The sequence below is a fragment of the Citrobacter sp. Cb080 genome (genome assembly GCF_030334745.1).
GTDB classification, from domain to species: domain Bacteria; phylum Pseudomonadota; class Gammaproteobacteria; order Enterobacterales; family Enterobacteriaceae; genus Citrobacter; species Citrobacter braakii.
Genome location: NZ_JAOWDG010000077.1, coordinates 73,123 through 91,919, shown reverse-complemented (window position 1 = coordinate 91,919; position 18,797 = coordinate 73,123). Strand labels below are relative to the sequence as shown.

Below are 18,797 nucleotides of genomic sequence, written 5' to 3'. Positions count from 1 at the left end.
GCCCCAACGGTGTTATTTTTTACCGAATGGGTGTAACAGCTTGTCAATTTCCGGGGTGTCAATGTTCTTCGCATTAACGAATTTAACCGGAATATCAATTTCTTTCGGTACAGACTGACCCGATACCGCTGCATTTAGTGTCTTGATACCCTGGTAGCCAATCTGATAAGCGTCCTGCACGACAAAGCCCTGAATGACCCCAGACTTCAGGAAAGCAATGATTGCCTCGGTGCTATCAAAACCAATCACTTTCACTTTGCCTTTCAGGTTTTGACTATCAATGGCGTTTGCTACGCCCAGCGTTGAGCCTTCATTGGTGCCATAAATCCCTGCAATATCAGGGTTGGCCTGGATCATATCGATGGTTTTATCCATCGCTTTTTGCGGATCGCCATCGCTGTACTGGACCGGTAGCACCTGGATTTCCGGGTATTTCTCCTTCATGCGGGCAATAAACCCTTCCGAACGCTCAATCGCTGAGGAGGTCCCCGCTACGTGCGCAATAATGCCCACTTTACCTTTGCTGCCCACTTCCGCTGCCAGTGCATCCGCCGCTTCAGCACCGGCTTTACGGTTATTCGTGGCGACAAAGCTCACTGGAATATCGGAATTCACGCCGGAGTCAAACGTCACAACTTTAATGCCGCGTGAATTTGCGGTCTCAACTAATGGCGCCAGCGCATTGGCATCTAACGCTGCCAGCAATAGCCCATTGGGTTTTTGCGCCATCGCGTTTTCAACTAGCTGAATCTGCTCGGCAATCTGAGTTTCATCCGCCGGGCCAACATAGCTGGTTTTATCACCCGACTCTTTTGCTGCCGCTTCCGTCCCCATTTTTACGGTTTGCCAGAATTCATGCTGGAAACCTTTACTGACCACCGGAAGGTTCATATCTTTAGCCAATACGCTGGATGTCATACAGGCCAGCAGGGATAACGCATAGACAAAATTCCTGGTTCTCATTGTTTTACTCCGTTCTGAGTGAGTCACCCTAAACGTCAGGGTTATGATGCCCCGTGACTTCCGGGAGCGTAAATCAACGAATTTTTTTGCGTAATGTATCGAGATAAACCGCAGCAATGACCACCACGCCCATGGCCACCATTTGCCAGAACTGGGAAACCCCCATCAGGTTCAGACCGTTTTTCAACACGCTCATAATGAATGCGCCGATGATAGTCCCGCCGATGGTGCCAATTCCTCCCATCAGGCTCGTACCGCCAATAACAACCGCCGCGATGGCTTCCAGTTCATAACCCACGCCAACCGTTGGCTGACCAGAGTTCAAACGTGAGGCCAGAATAACCCCGGCGATCCCGGTCAGCAGACCACAAAAGGCGTAGACGAAAATTTTGACGCGTTGAACTTTAATACCGGAAAGGTGTGCGGCCACCTCATTGCTACCCACAGCGTAAACATAGCGACCAATCACCGTTTTCTTCAGGATGTAGGCGGCGATTAGCGCCACCACCACCAGGTAAAAAACGGGATAAGGCAACACATCGAACAGACGTCCCTGGGCCAGCATTTTGAAGGTGGGGTAATCAGCGAAATAAATCGCACGACCATCTGTCATCACCATATTGATGCCTCTGACGGACATCATCAGGCCCAGCGTGGCGATAAAAGGCGGGATAGTCATTTTGGTGACCAGCAGACCATTGATATAGCCGCATAATCCACCGGCCAGTACCCCGGCCAGAATACATACGGGCAGAGGCAATCCCAGCGTGGCGCTGATGCCTACCGCAACACCCGAAAAGGCCACCACCGAGCCAAGAGAAAGGTCGATTCCTGACGTGATAATGACGAAGGTAACGCCAATCGCCATAATGCCAATCACTGAAGTTTGCAGAGCGATTGTCATGATGTTTTCAGTGTTAAAGAAAAATGGCGAACCAAAGCTAAAAAATATTACTAAAATAATCAGACTCAAAAGCGGCGCAAGGCGCATTAAAAGTTCTTTGTTAATTTTTATTTTCTTATTATTGCTGTCTGAAGAGGTTACAGAGATAGTCATAAATTAGTCCTCTAACGTCGCATATTGCATGATTTTTTCTTGTGTGGCGTCATCAGAAGCTAACTCCCCGGTAATACGTCCATTACGCATCACTAAAATGCGATCGCACATACCCAGCACTTCCGGTAATTCAGAGGAGATCATGATAATTGACTTCCCTTTTGCCACCAGTCGATTCATTAATTCATAAATTTCAAGTTTGGCACCCACATCAATACCGCGAGTGGGTTCATCAAAGATGAGAATATCGGTGTCTTTACACACCCATCTGGCAATAATAATTTTCTGCTGATTACCACCACTTAAATTCAGAGCAGCCTGTTCTAAATGTGGTGTTTTAATGCGTAGGGCTTTCACCTGTTCTTCGCTGGTTTTCTGACAACGTTTGCTGTCCACGTTGCCATAACGATCGGAATACTCAGGATAATTGCCCAACATAATATTGCGCTCAACGGACAGTCCTAATGCCAGCCCCTCTTTTTTCCTGTCCTCGGTTAAATAGCTGATACCCTGTTTGATAGCATCAGGAATATCTTTAATTACCGTCACGTTACCGTTCAGCTTGAGGGTTCCGCCATCAATGGGATCCGCACCAAAAATCGCCCGCGCCAGCTCAGTACGTCCTGCCCCCATCAGACCGGCGAAGCCCAAAATTTCGCCCTGATACAGAGTGAAATCAATATTGTTTAATACGCCATTGCGCGTCAGACCGCTTACTTCCAACACCGGTTTGCGTTGAGCCAAAGGTTCGCGGCGAGGATAGATATTGCCAAGATCGCGCCCAACCATCATGGCAATCAGATCGCTAATTTTAACCGCATCATAATCCACAGTGGCAATAAACTGACCATCCCGCATCACCGTCGCGCGATCGGCGATCAGCGCCAGTTCCTCTAATCTGTGCGAGATATAAACAATGCCCGTTCCCTGTTCTTTCAGCAAACGAGTTACCTGAAATAAGCTGTCAATTTCCGTTTCGGTCAGCGCTGCCGTCGGTTCATCCATAATAAGAATCTTGGCATTCACCGATATCGCTTTAGCAATCTCAACCATTTGTTGTTGCGCGACGGTCAGATCGGCCACCAGCGTTTCTGGAGAGATATTCAGGTTTAATTTTTGCAAAATATCGATAGCTGCCTGTCGCTGTTGTTTTTCATCCAGACGCCAGCGATTATTTTTGCAAAACTCCCTGCCAATAAATATATTTTCTTCCACCGTGAGTTCAGGGAAAAGGTTAAACTCCTGGTGAATGATGGTGATACCTGCGCTTTGTGCACTCAACGGATTCGCAAAAGTAACAGGTTGTCCCTCAAAAATAATATCCCCTTCATCAGGCTGATAAACACCGGATAAAATCTTCATCAACGTAGACTTTCCTGCGCCATTCTCACCCAGCAGCGCATGAACCTCTCCTTTGCGTAAAGCAAAATCCACATTACTCAACGCTAATACGCCGGGAAAACGTTTCGTAATATGACTCATCTGTAAAAATGTTTCAGACATTGCTGCTTTCCTCAATATACAGAAACTGCAATCAGTGAATCAGGCGCAAAACGTTGCCAGGAAGCCATCGTCACCGTTAATGCGAATACTACCTATAAGTTCATATGCGTTTTATCAATTATGCTAACTCGAGTTAGCGAAGTGCCTTTTAAAGCTATTTTAGCTACTCAAAATAGCCAAATCATTTGGTTTAAAACTGTGACGCTGAACAGACAATTTATTACAACCAATTAATTTAAAAAGGATTTATTGAAAATACCCGTCCTGGTTTATTTGACGCAGATCGAATTTTAACCACTTCTCGTGAAGCCTCTCACAGTTCCACAACAAAAAAGTTGTGCAAAAAACTCTCTAATACCTAAGCTAACTCGAGTTAGCAAAAATGGGTTATTCAGCCAACTGCGACAGTGGTGTTCAACATCCGCTTTTGCAGCACGGCATAAAGTGAGATGAGGAACCTCGAATGAACAAAAATAGCTTACCGAAAATTGGAATTCGTCCGGTGATTGATGGGCGCCGTATGGGTGTTCGTGAATCGCTCGAAGAGCAAACCATGAATATGGCCAAAGCCACTGCTGCGCTGATCACAGAGAAACTTCGTCACGCCTGTGGTGCACAAATTGAATGTGTGATTGCCGACACTTGCATTGCCGGGATGGCTGAATCTGCCGCCTGTGAAGAAAAATTCAGCAGCCTGAACGTAGGCGTGACGATTACTGTTACCCCATGCTGGTGCTACGGTAGCGAAACCATCGACATGGATCCGATGCGTCCGAAAGCTATCTGGGGCTTTAACGGAACAGAACGTCCCGGCGCAGTTTATCTGGCCGCAGCATTGGCTGCGCATAATCAAAAAGGGCTTCCCGCCTTCTCTATTTACGGCCATGACGTACAGGATGCCGGTGACACCACGATCCCTGCCGATGTTGAAGAAAAATTGCTGCGCTTTGCCCGCGCGGACCTGGCGGTTGCCAGTATGAAAGGCAAAAGCTACCTGTCCGTAGGCGGTGTTTCAATGGGCATTGCCGGCTCGATTGTCGATCATAACTTCTTTGAATCCTGGCTGGGAATGAAGGTTCAACCCGTTGATATGACCGAACTGCGTCGTCGCATCGACCAAAAAATCTATGACGAAGCTGAGCTGGAAATGGCGCTGGCGTGGGCGGATAAAAACTTCCGCTACGGTGAAGATCAGAACGCACAGCAATATAAGCGTAACGCAGAGCAGAGCCGTGCGGTGCTGAAAGAGAGCCTGCTGATGGCCATGTGCATTCGCGACATGATGCAGGGTAACCAGAAACTGGCAGACAAAGGTCGGGTTGAAGAGTCGCTGGGGTGCAACGCGATTGCCGCAGGCTTCCAGGGCCAGCGTCACTGGACCGATCAATACCCGAATGGCGATACCGCCGAAGCACTGCTCAACAGCTCCTTTGACTGGAACGGCATTCGCGAACCGTTCGTTGTCGCCACCGAAAACGACAGCCTGAACGGCGTGGCGATGCTGTTTGGTCATCAACTCACCGGCACAGCGCAGGTCTTTGCCGATGTGCGCACCTACTGGTCGCCAGAGGCGGTTGAACGCGTCACGGGTAAACCGCTTACCGGCCTTGCTGAGCACGGTATTATTCACCTGATTAACTCCGGCTCGGCAGCGCTGGATGGCTCCTGCAAACAGCGCGACGGCGAAGGGAAACCGACTATGAAGCCGCACTGGGAAATCTCACAGAAAGAGGCGGATGATTGCCTGGCTGCTACCGAATGGTGTCCGGCTATTCACGAATACTTCCGCGGCGGCGGCTATTCTTCTCGCTTCCTGACCGAGGGCGGCGTGCCGTTCACCATGACCCGCATCAACATCATCAAAGGCCTGGGCCCGGTGCTGCAAATCGCGGAAGGCTGGAGCGTGGAATTGCCGAAAGAGATGCGCGACCAGCTTGATGCGCGCACCAACTCCACCTGGCCAACCACCTGGTTTGCCCCGCGCTTAACCGGTAAAGGCCCGTTCAGCGATGTCTATTCCGTCATGGCTAACTGGGGCGCAAACCACGGCGTACTGACGATTGGTCACGTGGGCGCGGACTTTATTACGCTCGCCGCCATGCTGCGTATCCCGGTTTGTATGCACAACGTGGAAGACGAAAAAATTTACCGCCCTTCAGCCTGGGCAGCCCATGGTATGGATATGGAAGGCCAGGATTATCGCGCCTGCCAGAACTACGGCCCGCTGTATAAGCGTTAATGCGACTCTGGCCCGGTGGCGCAAGCTTACCGGGCCTGCGCAGTGAATTTTGTAGGCCGGGTAAGCGCTGCGCCATCCGGCTACGTTTGGGGAGCGATTATGAAACAAGACGTTATCCTGGTTCTCGACTGTGGCGCGACCAACGTGCGGGCTATCGCCGTTGACCGACAGGGAAAGATTGTCGCCCGCGCAGCAACCCCGAACGCCAGTGACATCGCAACAGAAAACAGTACCTGGCATCAATGGTCGCTGGAGGCCATTCTGCAACGCTTCGCCGATTGCTGTCAGCGCCTCTGCACGCAACTGGCCGCCTGCCATGTCCGCGGGATCGCCGTCACCACTTTTGGCGTAGACGGCACGCTGGTTGATAAGAACGGCAAGCAGCTGTATCCGGTGATTAGCTGGAAATGCCCACGCACCGCAGCGGTGATGGAGAATATTCACCGCTACATATCACCGCAGCAATTGCAGGAAATTTCCGGCGTCGGCGCATTTAGCTTCAACACGCTGTATAAACTGGTGTGGCTGAAAGAAAACCATCCGCAATTTCTGGAGCAGGCGCACGCCTGGTTGTTTATCTCGTCGCTTATCAACCACCGTTTAACCGGCGAGTTCACTACAGATATCACCATGGCGGGCACCAGCCAGTTGCTGGACATCCGGCAGCGCGATTTTAGTCATGACATTTTGCATGCTACGGGCATACCGCGCCGTCTGTTCCCGCGCCTGGTTGAAGCAGGCGAAAAGATTGGGGCTTTGCAACCGGAGGCTGCCAGCCTGCTCGGGCTTACGGCGGGAATTCCGGTCATCTCTGCCGGCCACGACACGCAGTTTGCGCTATTTGGCGCTGGAGCCCAACCAGATGAACCGGTGCTCTCTTCCGGCACATGGGAAATTCTGATGGTGCGCAGTGCGCAGGTGGATACCTCCCAGCTCAGCCAATATGCGGGTTCCACTTGTGAGCTGGATAGCCAGGCTGGACTTAATAACCCCGGCATGCAGTGGCTGGCTTCCGGTGTACTCGAGTGGGTGCGTAAGCTGCTGTGGACTGCCGACACCCCCTGGCAGACGCTGATTGACGAAGCCAGGGCCATCCCGGCAGGCGCCGAAGGTGTGAAGATGCACTGCGACCTGCTGGCCTGTCAGAATGCGGGCTGGCAAGGGGTTACGCTCAATACCACCCGTGGGCACTTTTATCGCGCCGCGCTGGAAGGACTGACAGAACAGCTGCAGCGAAACCTCCATACGCTGGAAAAAATCGGTCATTTCCAGGCCACAGAACTGCTATTGGTTGGTGGGGGAAGCCGTAACGCGTTGTGGAATCAGATCAAAGCGAATGTTCTCGGGATACCTGTCAAAGTGCTGGATGACGCCGAAACCACCGTGGCAGGTGCCGCAATGTTTGCGTGGTCGGGCATTGGGGAATTTGCCTCACCGGAACAGGCACGCGGGCAGGTACGCTACCAGTACCGTTACTTCTATCCGCAAACCGAATCCGAACTAACAGGAGTCGAGTAACATGCTCAAAACAATATCTCCCTTAATTTCGCCCGACCTGCTGAAGGTGCTGGCTGAGATGGGGCACGGCGATGAGATTATATTTTCCGATGCCCACTTCCCGGCCCACAGCATGGGACCGCAGGTTATCCGCGCCGACGGTCTATTGGTCAGCGACCTTCTACAGGCGATTATTCCGCTCTTTGAACTGGACAGCTATGCCCCACCGCTGGTGATGATGGCGGCTGTTGAAGGCGATGCCCTCGATCCTGACGTCGAGGCCCGCTATCGTCAGGCGCTTTCACTGCAAACCCCCTGCCCGGACATCACGCGTATTGACCGCTATGCCTTCTATGAACGCGCGCAACAGGCGTTTGCGATCGTTATCACTGGAGAGCGGGCAAAGTACGGGAATATTCTATTAAAAAAAGGAGTAACCCCGTAATCTCTGGTCTGAATGCCCGTCAGCTACGGGCATTCATCATAAGATGAGGATCAGAACATGAAAGCGGCGCGCCAGCAGGCGATCGTAGATCTGCTTACCAACCACAAAAATCTGACAACCGAAACCCTTGCTTTGCAACTTAAGGTCAGCAAAGAGACCATCCGCCGCGATCTCAGCGAGCTACAAGCCCAGGGAAAAGTGCTGCGCAATCACGGGCGGGCCAAAGTGATTCATCGGGAAAATCAGGACAGCGGCGACCCGTTTCATATGCGACTCAAAAGCCACTATGCCCACAAAGCGAATATTGCCCGCGAAGCGCTGGCATGGATCGAAGAAGGTATGGTGATAGCCCTGGACGCCAGCTCAACGTGCTGGTACCTGGCGCGACAGTTACCGGACATCAACATTCACGTCTTTACCAACAGCCAGCCCATTTGCCAGGAATTGGCTAAACGCGAACACCTTCAGCTAATCAGCTCCGGCGGTCGCCTTGAGCGTAAATACGGTTGCTATGTTAACCCCTCGCTCATCTCGCAGCTCAAACCACTCGAGATCGATCTGTTTATTTTTTCCTGCGCAGGGATCGACAGCGACGGCGCACTCTGGGACTCTAACGCGACCAATGCCGACTTCAAGTCCATTCTGCTTAAGCGCGCAGCGCAGTCATTATTGCTGATCGATAAAAGTAAATTTAATCGTTCGGGAGAGGCCCGGATTGGGCATCTGGATGATGTGACGCATATTATTTCAGATACGCCGCTGATTGAAACAATGCAGGCCGGATGAGACATTTACGCCTTCATCCGGCCTGCAATTTTACCTTATCGCTCGTCGCGACGACCACCAACAGCAGCCCACAGGCGACGGACGTGCACAGTGACTTCTTCACGGTCATGATACAGCTGACGCGCCTGAATCTGGGCATTTACGCCATGCTCGTCAAGCTGTGCCTGAATATAAGCCAGGTTTTGCGACACCTCTTCGTAGCGTTTTTTCATCGGCAGCTTGAGGTTGAAGATAGTCTCTCGACACCAGCCGTTGACCAGCCATTGCGCCATCAGGGCGGCAACCTTCGCGGGCTTTTCCACCATGTCGCAAACCATCCACGAAATGTTATTGCGATTTGGCCGGTACTTAAATCCGTCTTCGCGCAGCCAGGTAACTTGTCCGGTATCCATCAGGCTTTGCGCCATCGGACCATTATCCACGGAGTAAACCCACATGTTGCGTTTAACCAGTTGATAGGTCCAACCGCCCGGGCATGCCCCTAAATCCACCGCATACATTCCGTTAGCCAGACGTTCATCCCACTCATCGGCAGGAATAAACACGTGCAGCGCTTCTTCCAGCTTCAGTGTTGAACGGCTCGGCGCATCGGCCGGGAACTTCAGACGCGGAATGCCCATGTAGAACGGGGAGTTATTGTCAGGCCAGGAATAGCCGGTATAGCAACAGCCTGGTGCGATAAAGAACACATGAACCACCGGACGTTTTGGCGTTTCATACTTTGCCAGCACACCCGCTTCCCGCAGCGCCGCGCGCAGCGGTACGGTAAACTTACGGCAAAATTTAACCAACTCTTTGCTTTCATTGGTATCAGCAACTTCAACGCGCAGATCGCCGCCTTTCTCCACCACGCCCTGCAACATGCCGACAATCGGCGTAATGCGGTCTTCCGGCGGTAAATATTGCAGCAGTTCGCCCACCACAAACATTTGACGGGCAAAAATCAACGAGCTAAACGGCAACTCTTTCACTAACTTTTCGGCATCGTCCTGCTGATAGCATTCGAAGATGACGTAACCCGCATTGTCTTTCACGCGGGCAAAACCGAAGATTTCCCGGCGTCCTGCTTTATCCGTAATTTCTGCGGCGCACTCTTTTTCAAAACCTGGGCGACACAACAATACAACCTTATTCATGGCTAACGCCCTTACGTTTCAATCGAATAGCGCCCACTAACATCAGCGCCCAGCCCACAAGGAAGCTGAAACCGCCGACGGGGGTAACAAACGCCCACAGGCGTAAATGCGAGAGCGCGAGGCAATACAGGCTGCCGCTAAACAGCACCGTTCCTAATGCCAAAAACACGCTACTCCAGTAAAACCAAATGCTAATGCGCCGCTGCATGGCGACGGCCAGGCCAAATATAGCCAGCGTATGGAACGCCTGATACTCGAGGCCAGTCTGGATCCACCCCATCTCAACGACACCGAGGGTTTTACTCAGAACATGTGCCCCAAAGGCGCCCAACGCCACAAAGATAAAGCCACTTACGGCGGCAAAAATCAGCATAAAACGGCTGGTCATGTGAATACCCTACGTAAATTATTGTTCATAACGAAAGCGGAATTTTTCTTGTTCCGTGGCCGCTTTCGCCAGAATCCACTGACGGAAGGCGGCTATTTTACCCAGTTCTGCCTGACTGTCATGACAAACCAGATAAAATGCGTTTTTGCTGACCAGAACATCATTAAACGGACAGACCAGACGTCCGGCTTCTATTTCGGATTGCGCCATGACGTTATTAGCCAACGCAATTCCCTGTCCATGGATAGCAGCCTGGAGCACCATGGCGCTATGGCTGAAGATGGGTCCCTGCTGTACGTTGATATGATTCAGGCCAAGCTGGCGCGTATAGGCTTGCCAGTCACGGCGCGACGCATCGTGCAATAATGTGTGTTTCGCCAGATCTTCGGGCGTCTTTAGCGGTTTATCACCGGTGAGTAATAGCGGCGAGCAGACCGGCAATAGATATTCTGCGTACAATTTTTCAACACGCAGACCCGGCCAGTTGCCACGTCCGTAGAAAATCGCCACATCAACGTCGTCAGCCAGTTTGTCTTCCTGACGGTCCACCGCCTGGATCCTGACATCGATTCCCGGATAAGCTGAGTTAAAGCTAGAGAGTCTGGGAACCATCCATTGGATTGCAAAACTGGGCAATAAACTCACAGTGAGCGCACCTTTTGCACTGCGTGCCTGAAGTTTACGCGTCGCGTCGGTTAATTGCGAAAAAATCTCTTTGATGTCGAGAAAGTAGCTTTGGCCTTCTTCCGTTAACAGCAAAGATCGATTGCGTCGACGAAACAGCTTCAGCCCCAGGAAATCCTCAAGTGACTTGATTTGATGACTTACTGCGGCCTGCGTCACAAAAAGCTCTTCTGCTGCGCGAGTAAAGCTTAAATGACGCGCTGCAGCATCAAAAACACGCAACGCATTTAGGGGTGGTAATCGTTTTGACATGACTTTTAGGCTTTGATGTTAAATGAATTTAACAATTAACCAACAGGTTGTAACCTATTAGTTTTTTTTATCTGAGCCATTATAAATTGTCCGTTGAGGTTCTACCAGCAAATACCTATAGTGGCGGCACTTCCTGAAGCCGGAACGAAAAGTTTTATCGGAATGCGTGTTCTGGTGGGCTTTTGGCTTACGGTTGTGATGTTGTGTTGTTGTGTTTGCAATTGGTCTGCGATTCAGACCATGGTAGCAAGGCTACCCTTTTTCACTTCCTGTACATTTACCCTGTCTGTCCATAGTGATTAATGTAGCACCGCCAAATTGCGGTGCTTTTTTTTGTCCGACTCTTAGTCGATGGACGACCGGTTAGTTATCCAGTTCTACCATCTCTTTCACATCGGTACGGTTAATCTGCTGTTTGTTGCCGTTAGCGTCTTTATACGAAATCATCCCCGTTTCATTATCGGTCTGTGGCTTACCATCAGATACGATTGATCGACCATCATTGGTGTGCATCACGTAATTCGAACCAGAACAGGCGCTCAGGGCAAAAGTCAGCATACAAGCAGAGATAATTGCGGCAGTCTTTTTCATCTTTTTCTCCTTAAAGCGATTTATGCTATTAAAAACACACTCCGTAACAGGCTAAATTGCTCGCCTAACGGTATATAGCATAAGACACTGCGTGGACTTTGCCAGGATATCCAGAGTATTCCGATGGTTAGCACACCCCTTGTATCAGCGCCCTTTTTGCGCCACGATCGGTTTACTGAACTGAGGAATACCATGAACGCTTTTAACCCCGCGCAGTTTCGCGCGCAATTTCCCGCACTCAACGATGCTGGCGTCTATCTCGACAGCGCTGCTACCGCACTGAAGCCGCAGGCAGTGATTGAGGCCACCCATCAGTTTTATAGCCTGAGCGCCGGGAACGTCCACCGCAGCCAGTTTGCCGAAGCACAACGCCTGACCGCACGCTATGAAGCCGCACGGGAAAAAGTCGCAAGCCTGATTAATGCGCCGGATGACAAAACAATCGTCTGGACCCGCGGTACGACGGAAGCGATCAACATGGTTGCCCAAAGCTATGCGCGACCGCGCTTACAACCGGGTGATGAGATTATCGTTAGCGCAGCAGAGCATCATGCCAACCTCGTGCCCTGGCTGATGGTGGCGGAGCAAACGGGGGCGAAGGTCGTCAGGCTGCCGCTTAATGCCCATTTATTGCCAGACGTTGAAAGCCTCGCGCAACTCATCACTCCACGCAGCCGCATTCTGGCGCTTGGGCAGATGTCGAACGTTACCGGCGGTTGCCCGGATTTAGCCCGCGCCATTACGCTCGCCCATGCGGCTGGAATGGTGGTGATGGTGGATGGTGCCCAGGGGATTGTCCATTTCCCCGCCGACGTACAGCAATTAGACATTGATTTCTATGCGTTCTCGGGCCACAAGCTGTATGGCCCCACCGGCATTGGCGTGCTGTACGGTAAACCGGAACTGCTGGATGCCATGTCTACCTGGCTCGGTGGCGGTAAAATGATTAGCGAAGTCAGTTTTGACGGTTTCACCACCCAGGCTGCTCCATGGAAGCTGGAGGCCGGTACGCCTAACGTTGCTGGCGTTATCGGACTAAGCGCGGCGCTCGAATGGCTGGCGGACGTTGACGTGGTGCAGGCCGAAAACTGGAGCCGGGGTCTGGCGACGTTGGCAGAAGATGCGCTGGCGAAACGCCCCGGCTTTCGCTCCTTCCGCTGCCAGGACTCAAGTCTGTTAGCCTTTGATTTCGCAGGCGTTCATCACAGCGACATGGTGACACTGCTGGCCGAATATGGCATTGCACTGCGTGCAGGACAACACTGTGCGCAACCGCTGCTGGCAGAACTGGGCGTATCCGGGACGCTACGCGCCTCATTTGCACCTTATAATACGCAAAGTGATGTAGATGCGTTGGTCGCAGCCATTGACCGCGCGCTGGAAATATTGGTGGATTAATGACAAGCCCTCTGTTCGCTGGACACCCGTTTGGCACAACCGTAACGGAAGAGACGTTACGCAATACCTTTACCTCGCTCACCCAGTGGGAAGATAAATATCGCCAGCTGATTCTGCTGGGTAAGCAGTTGCCAGCTCTTCCTGATTCGCTAAAGGCACAGGCCAAAGAGATCGCGGGCTGCGAAAACCGCGTTTGGCTGGGGCATACCCTTCATGAGAATGGTACTTTGCATTTCTTCGGCGACAGCGAAGGTCGCATTGTACGCGGGCTGCTGGCGGTATTACTCACGGCGGTCGAAGGTAAAACTGCAGCCGAGTTACTGGCGCATTCGCCTATGGCATTATTTGACGAGCTAGGTTTACGCGCGCAGCTCAGCGCCTCGCGTACCCAGGGGCTGCATGCTCTGAACGAGGCGATTCTTGAGGCTGCCCGACAGGTTTGATGGTTGCCGGATGGCGACGCGAACGCGTCTTATCCGGCACAACACACTCAACTCTGGCGCGCCGCTTTCGCCATCATCTTCTTCAGCGCGTGTGAGACGGCAACAAAGCCAAAGGTGGCGGTCACCATAGTGGCCGCGCCAAAACCGGATGCGCAATCCATGCGCTTCGGCCCTTCCGCCGTCGCCTTCATCGCACATACCGAGCCATCTGCCTGCGGGTAAACCAGCGCTTCGGTCGAGAACACACAGTCCACGCCCAGCTTGCCTTTGCTGTTTTTCACCACGCCAAAATCGCTTTTCAGTCGCTCGCGTAGCTTGGCTGCCAGCGGATCCTGGATAGTTTTTGCCAAATCAACGACCTGTATCTGCGTCGGGTCGATCTGCCCTCCCGCACCACCGGTGGTCACCAGCGGAATTTTGTTACGCCGACACCAGGCGATCAGTGCCGCTTTTGGGCGCACGCTATCAATAGCATCAATGACATACGAATAACCCGCACTCATATACTCAGCAACATTATCCGGCGTGACAAAATCATCGACCACGTTCACCCGGCACTCCGGGTTAATCTGGCGGATACGTTCAGCCATCACTTCAGCTTTTGCCAGGCCTACGTTATCGCGCAGAGCATGGATCTGGCGGTTAGTATTGGTGACGCACACATCATCCATATCGATGAGCGTGATGGCGCCAATACCGGTACGCGCCAGCGCTTCCGCCGCCCACGACCCTACCCCGCCAATCCCGACCACACAAACGTGCGATTGGGCAAACAACTGCAGCGCATTTTCGCCATACAGACGCGCCGTACCGCCAAAACGCTGGCGCCAGGCATCACTGATAACCACAGACATAACACCTCAAATTCATTAATATCGAGCGCCATCCGGCTATTAACCGCTGAACACGTTACCCGTACCCGGCGCTGTTTTCAGTACCCAGACGCGACCGTAGTGATTATACCACCCCGCACGGTGTCCGGCGTCAGCACCAATGCCCTGATAGATATCGAAGTGTTGCCCTTTAATAGCGCCACCCACATCTAACGCCACCATCAGGCGCAGTTCGTACTGGCCGGTAAACTTGCCGTTATTGTCCAGTAACGGGACTTCCGCCAGCAATGTTGTGCCCGCCGGAATGATACTGCGGTCAGAAGCCACAGATGCGCGGCCAATCAACGGTACCGCGCTGGCCCCTTTGACCGGTGCAAAAGATTGCGGTTTAAAGAAGACAAATGATGGGTTCTGCTCCAACAGCTCACGCACTTCGGCTTCGCTGTGCGTTTCACCCCAATGGCGAATAGCCTGCATCGACATATCTTCTTTTTTCACTTCGCCACGGTCGATAAGCACCTTACCGATGCTGCGATAGGCGTGGCCGTTTTTCCCGGAATAGCTAAAGAAGTTAAGCGGACTGCCATCGCCAAAATCGATGTAACCACTACCCTGCACATCCATAATGAAGTTATCCATTAGGGAGTTGCTGTACGCCAGAATGTAGTTGTCGCTCAGCGCGCCCGCGTAGATCTCGGCACGGCTTGGTAAGCGCCCACGTTTTGGCGGCATGCGATAGATAGGATACTGAAACTCGCCCTGGCGCGTATGGCGCGCCTGGATAACCGGCGTGTAGTAACCGGTAAACTGGACGTTACCGTAGTTGTCCGCCCCTTCCATTTGCCAGGCATCAATACCAAACTGGCGCATACTGCGCGTATCACCGCCCGCATGTAACCACTGCTGGATAGCGTTGTAAACGTTGCTCTGGTTGCCGTACAAACGTGGCGAAGCGCTGCGAATTTGATTAACCTGCTCGGCGAAATCACCGGCATTGATTGGTGCGCCAACCGCATCAGGCTGGTTCACCAGTGAGAAAGGCTGGGTAAATTTCCCGTCTTTATACTGCTGCCCACGATCGGTGGGTTTTGAGGAACACGCGGCGAGCATCGCGACGACTGCTCCCGCAAGAAGATATTTTGCCCAACGTCCTTTCATTGTTCTCGTCTTATGTTGCCTGAATGCGAGACGAAGATAACAAACCCCCGAACCTAATGAAATGCGTATACATACCCGAACGCAAATTTTGAGCAAAAAACAATCCAGAATGCGTTGTTTTTGTTCATTTTCACCTTAAAAACGTGATCAAGGTGAAAAAAGGGTTGCATGAAAATGCGAGCAGAGTATAGTGCGCATCCACGGACGCGGGGTGGAGCAGCTTGGTAGCTCGTCGGGCTCATAACCCGAAGGTCGTCAGTTCAAATCTGGCCCCCGCAACCAATTAAAATTTGATGAAATAAAAGCAGTACGGTGACGCGGGGTGGAGCAGCCTGGTAGCTCGTCGGGCTCATAACCCGAAGGTCGTCGGTTCAAATCCGGCCCCCGCAACCAATCAAATTTGATAAAATATAAAGCAGTACGGTGACGCGGGGTGGAGCAGCCTGGTAGCTCGTCGGGCTCATAACCCGAAGGTCGTCGGTTCAAATCCGGCCCCCGCAACCAACATTATAAACACCCTAAAGGGTGTTTTTTTGTATCTGTGGTCCATAAAAAAAGCGCTTTTCAGCGCTTTTTTGTTATCCCCTTCTCGCCAGCGTCGCACCATCGGCAAAGTAGGCTTTGATCCCCGCCAGAATCGACTCTGCAACTTCCTGCTGGAAGGTCGCAGTTTTGAGCTTGCGCTCTTCCTCAACGTTACTGATAAATGCGGTTTCCACCAGAATAGACGGAATATCCGGCGCTTTAAGTACCGCAAACCCGGCTTGTTCAACCTGGTTCTTATGCAGATTGTTGACTTTACCGAGCTTATTCAATACCGCTTTACCAAACTTCAGGCTGTCGGCGATGGTCAGCGATTGCACCATGTCGAACATGGTATGGTCGACGTAGCGATCGCCGCTCTTGCTGACGCCGCCAATCAAATCCGAGGCGTTCTGAGTTTGCGCCAGATATTTCGCGGCGGTGCTGGTCGCCCCTTTGGTGGAGAGCGCAAATACCGACGAACCTCTGGGCTGTCGACTGGTAAATGCATCGGCGTGAATAGAGACAAACAGGTCTGCACGCTGCTTCTGCGCTTTCGCCACGCGGACTTTAAGCGGAATGAAGATATCTTCATTTCGCGTCATAAAGACCTTCATGTTGCCCTCTTTCTCTATGAGGGCTCGCAGGCGTCGGGCAATCTGCAGCACCACATCTTTTTCACGCGTCTTGTATTTCCCCACCGCACCGGAGTCCTCTCCGCCATGCCCTGGGTCGAGCATAATGACAATGGGACGATCGCGCCCCGCTTTACCCGGCTGCGGGCCACTTTGCGCAGGCGGCACCTGTTTGTCCAGATCGCCCTTGTTGTATTCTTCCAGCAACGCCAGCAGCGGATCCTGAACATCCTGGGCATTAGCAGGATAGAGATCCATCACCAGACGTTCTTTAAAGCCTGCCACCGGAGCCAGCGCAAAAAGTTGCGGCTTCACATTCTGTTTCAGCTCGAACACCATCCGCACGGTCTGTGGGTCAAACTGCCCGACGCGCGCCGATTTAATATACGGATCGTCAGGACGGATCTGCGCACCCATGCCCTTGAGCACCGAGTTCAAATTAACGCCTTCAATATCCACAACCACACGCTCAGGATTACTCAGGGCAAACTGTTTGTATTTCAGCAGACGGTTAGATTCTACCGTGACGCGGGTGTAGCTGGACGCTGGCCAGACACGTACGGCAACGACCTGACTCATGGCAGCCAGACCAACCTGGCTGACGCTCAAAAGCCACATAGCACCCGCACCTTTCAGTAAACGGCGGCGACTGATTGCTGAATTGGATCCCGACATGCTTCTCCAGAGCAAAAAGAAATCTTTATTGAGGTAATACGTAAAACGTCTGAATTGACCGGAAACTTTAGCGAATGACGCATAATCTGTCATCTATAAAAGGGTAAACATTCTTTTTATATTCACGGCATTACTGAGAAAAATCTTCGGCATGGGTAAAAATTACGCTTGCGCACAGCGTCAAAACAGAATAAAAATACACAAATTACGAATAATCATGCAATGAGGGTGTGCCGTGGTGAAGGAGCGTAGAACCGAACTGGTACAGGGATTCCGCCATTCTGTTCCCTATATCAATACCCATCGGGGAAAGACGTTTGTCATTATGCTGGGCGGCGAAGCCATCGAGCATGAAAACTTTTCCAGTATCGTCAATGACATTGGCCTTCTTCATAGCCTCGGCATCCGCCTTGTCGTGGTCTATGGCGCACGACCGCAGATTGATGCCAATCTTGCGGCACATCATCATGAACCGGTGTACCACAAGAATACGCGCGTTACCGACGCTAAAACCCTGGAGCTGGTCAAACAGGCGGCAGGGTTACTTCAGCTTGATATTACCGCCCGCCTGTCAATGAGCCTGAATAATACGCCATTGCAGGGGGCGCACATCAATGTGGTCAGCGGTAATTTTATTATCTCCCAGCCGCTGGGCGTTGATGACGGCGTGGATTACTGCCATAGCGGACGTATTCGTCGTATTGATGAAGATGCCATTCACCGGCAGTTAGACAGTGGCGCGATTGTGCTGATGGGCCCGGTCGCCGTTTCCGTCACTGGAGAGAGCTTTAACCTGACTTCAGAAGAGGTCGCCACGCAGTTGGCTATCAAACTGAAGGCAGAGAAAATGATCGGCTTTTGCTCCTCTCAGGGCGTCACCAACGATGATGGCGATATTATTTCCGAGCTGTTTCCTAACGAAGCCCAGGCGCGCGTTGAGTTGCAGGAAGATAAAGGCGATTACAGCTCCGGCACAGTGCGCTTCCTGCGCGGGGCAGTGAAAGCCTGTCGCAGTGGGGTACGGCGCTGCCATCTGATCAGCTATCAGGAAGATGGCGCATTGCTGCAGGAACTGTTCTCCCGTGACGGGATCGGTACGCAGATCGTAATGGAAAGCGCCGAGCAGATCCGCCGCGCTACCATTAACGATATCGGCGGGATTCTGGAGCTGATCCGCCCGCTGGAGCAGCAAGGCATTCTGGTACGTCGCTCCCGCGAACAACTGGAAATGGAGATCGACAAATTCACGATTATTCAGCGCGATAACCTGACCATCGCCTGCGCCGCTCTGTACCCGTTCCCGGAGGAGAGAATTGGCGAAATGGCGTGCGTGGCGGTGCATCCGGACTACCGTAGCTCATCGCGCGGGGAAGTATTGCTGGAGCGGATCGCCGCGCAGGCCCGGCAAATGGGACTGAGCAAGCTGTTCGTGCTGACCACGCGCAGCATTCACTGGTTCCAGGAACGTGGTTTCACGCCGGTGGATATCGACCTGCTGCCGGAAAGCAAGAAAGAGATGTACAACTATCAGCGGCGGTCAAAGGTGCTGATGGCGGATTTGGGGTAGTGGTCGTTGCCGGATGCGGTATAAA

The 18,797-nt window shown here is 52.2% G+C and carries 17 protein-coding genes and 3 tRNA genes; 10 read left to right on the top strand and 10 right to left on the bottom strand.

All coding sequences use genetic code 11. The features are described from left to right. Positions 1–12: 12 nt before the first annotated feature. The 3 genes from OGV38_RS16165 to OGV38_RS16155 all read right to left on the bottom strand — a co-directional run bounded on the left by OGV38_RS16165 (position 13) and on the right by OGV38_RS16155 (position 3,523). Positions 13–963 (bottom strand): ABC transporter substrate-binding protein, encoded by a 951-nt coding sequence (locus tag OGV38_RS16165; RefSeq protein WP_016157361.1) that lies wholly within the window; start codon positions 961–963, stop codon positions 13–15. Positions 964–1,036: 73 nt separating this feature from the next. After that, on the bottom strand, positions 1,037–2,020 hold the full coding sequence (locus OGV38_RS16160; RefSeq protein ID WP_003034055.1) for an ABC transporter permease: 984 nt from the start codon (positions 2,018–2,020) through the stop codon (positions 1,037–1,039). 3 nt (positions 2,021–2,023) lie between these two features. After that, complete coding sequence (locus OGV38_RS16155) at positions 2,024–3,523, bottom strand: sugar ABC transporter ATP-binding protein (protein WP_046276142.1); 1,500 nt, start codon at positions 3,521–3,523, stop codon at positions 2,024–2,026. Between the two features lie 463 nt (positions 3,524–3,986). Here OGV38_RS16155 and fucI point away from each other — a divergent pair, with 463 nt between their 5' ends. From fucI to fucR, 4 genes are all read left to right on the top strand, one after another. Further along, entirely contained in the window at positions 3,987–5,762 is a 1,776-nt protein-coding gene (gene fucI, locus OGV38_RS16150; protein ID WP_286474016.1) for an L-fucose isomerase, read from the top strand. A gap of 99 nt (positions 5,763–5,861) precedes the next feature. Then, the gene (gene fucK, locus OGV38_RS16145) at positions 5,862–7,280 is read left to right on the top strand and encodes an L-fuculokinase (RefSeq protein ID WP_269517996.1); all 1,419 of its coding nucleotides are present in this window, start codon (positions 5,862–5,864) and stop codon (positions 7,278–7,280) included. Position 7,281: 1 nt separating this feature from the next. Continuing rightward, entirely contained in the window at positions 7,282–7,704 is a 423-nt protein-coding gene (gene fucU, locus OGV38_RS16140) for an L-fucose mutarotase (protein ID WP_019077593.1), read from the top strand. Positions 7,705–7,761: 57 nt separating this feature from the next. Continuing rightward, on the top strand, positions 7,762–8,490 hold the full coding sequence (fucR, locus tag OGV38_RS16135) for an L-fucose operon activator (RefSeq protein WP_019077594.1): 729 nt from the start codon (positions 7,762–7,764) through the stop codon (positions 8,488–8,490). A 35-nt stretch (positions 8,491–8,525) separates the two neighbouring features. Here the strand turns inward: fucR and rlmM are convergent, their stop codons facing one another. From rlmM to OGV38_RS16115, 4 genes are all read right to left on the bottom strand, one after another. Beyond that, positions 8,526–9,626, bottom strand: coding sequence for a 23S rRNA (cytidine(2498)-2'-O)-methyltransferase RlmM (gene rlmM, locus OGV38_RS16130; protein WP_003034040.1), 1,101 nt, complete (start codon positions 9,624–9,626; stop codon positions 8,526–8,528). Then, positions 9,619–10,014 (bottom strand): DUF423 domain-containing protein, encoded by a 396-nt coding sequence (locus OGV38_RS16125; protein WP_003034037.1) that lies wholly within the window; start codon positions 10,012–10,014, stop codon positions 9,619–9,621. The genes rlmM and OGV38_RS16125 overlap by 8 nt, the downstream gene beginning before the upstream one ends. An 18-nt stretch (positions 10,015–10,032) precedes the next feature. Next, a complete protein-coding gene (gene gcvA, locus OGV38_RS16120) occupies positions 10,033–10,950 on the bottom strand; it encodes a glycine cleavage system transcriptional regulator GcvA (RefSeq protein WP_016154260.1) in 918 nt (305 codons plus the stop codon). Positions 10,951–11,313: 363 nt separating this feature from the next. Further along, on the bottom strand, positions 11,314–11,541 hold the full coding sequence (locus tag OGV38_RS16115; RefSeq protein ID WP_016154261.1) for a YgdI/YgdR family lipoprotein: 228 nt from the start codon (positions 11,539–11,541) through the stop codon (positions 11,314–11,316). 192 nt (positions 11,542–11,733) lie between these two features. Between OGV38_RS16115 and csdA the strand changes: the two genes are divergently transcribed. Next, positions 11,734–12,939, top strand: a complete 1,206-nt coding sequence (gene csdA, locus OGV38_RS16110; RefSeq protein ID WP_286474011.1) for a cysteine desulfurase CsdA — start codon at positions 11,734–11,736, stop codon at positions 12,937–12,939. Next, the gene (csdE, locus tag OGV38_RS16105; protein WP_047357912.1) at positions 12,939–13,382 is read left to right on the top strand and encodes a cysteine desulfurase sulfur acceptor subunit CsdE; all 444 of its coding nucleotides are present in this window, start codon (positions 12,939–12,941) and stop codon (positions 13,380–13,382) included. The genes csdA and csdE overlap by 1 nt, the downstream gene beginning before the upstream one ends. 47 nt (positions 13,383–13,429) lie before the next feature. Here the strand turns inward: csdE and tcdA are convergent, their stop codons facing one another. Together tcdA and mltA are read right to left on the bottom strand one after the other, a co-directional pair. Beyond that, the gene (gene tcdA / locus OGV38_RS16100; protein WP_019077596.1) at positions 13,430–14,236 is read right to left on the bottom strand and encodes a tRNA cyclic N6-threonylcarbamoyladenosine(37) synthase TcdA; all 807 of its coding nucleotides are present in this window, start codon (positions 14,234–14,236) and stop codon (positions 13,430–13,432) included. Between the two features lie 39 nt (positions 14,237–14,275). Further along, on the bottom strand, positions 14,276–15,373 hold the full coding sequence (gene mltA / locus OGV38_RS16095) for a murein transglycosylase A (RefSeq protein ID WP_269518006.1): 1,098 nt from the start codon (positions 15,371–15,373) through the stop codon (positions 14,276–14,278). Positions 15,374–15,578: 205 nt separating this feature from the next. Between mltA and OGV38_RS16090 the strand changes: the two genes are divergently transcribed. The 3 genes from OGV38_RS16090 to OGV38_RS16080 all read left to right on the top strand — a co-directional run bounded on the left by OGV38_RS16090 (position 15,579) and on the right by OGV38_RS16080 (position 15,877). Further along, positions 15,579–15,655 (top strand) — tRNA-Met (locus OGV38_RS16090). Between the two features lie 34 nt (positions 15,656–15,689). After that, positions 15,690–15,766, top strand: a tRNA-Met gene (locus OGV38_RS16085). Between the two features lie 34 nt (positions 15,767–15,800). Beyond that, positions 15,801–15,877 (top strand) — tRNA-Met (locus tag OGV38_RS16080). Positions 15,878–15,951: 74 nt separating this feature from the next. On the opposite strand, the gene amiC is transcribed toward OGV38_RS16080, so the two are convergent. Further along, positions 15,952–17,205, bottom strand: a complete 1,254-nt coding sequence (amiC, locus tag OGV38_RS16075) for an N-acetylmuramoyl-L-alanine amidase AmiC (protein WP_016154266.1) — start codon at positions 17,203–17,205, stop codon at positions 15,952–15,954. A gap of 235 nt (positions 17,206–17,440) precedes the next feature. Between amiC and argA the strand changes: the two genes are divergently transcribed. Continuing rightward, positions 17,441–18,772 (top strand): amino-acid N-acetyltransferase, encoded by a 1,332-nt coding sequence (gene argA, locus OGV38_RS16070; RefSeq protein WP_047414370.1) that lies wholly within the window; start codon positions 17,441–17,443, stop codon positions 18,770–18,772. Positions 18,773–18,797 lie beyond the last annotated feature (25 nt).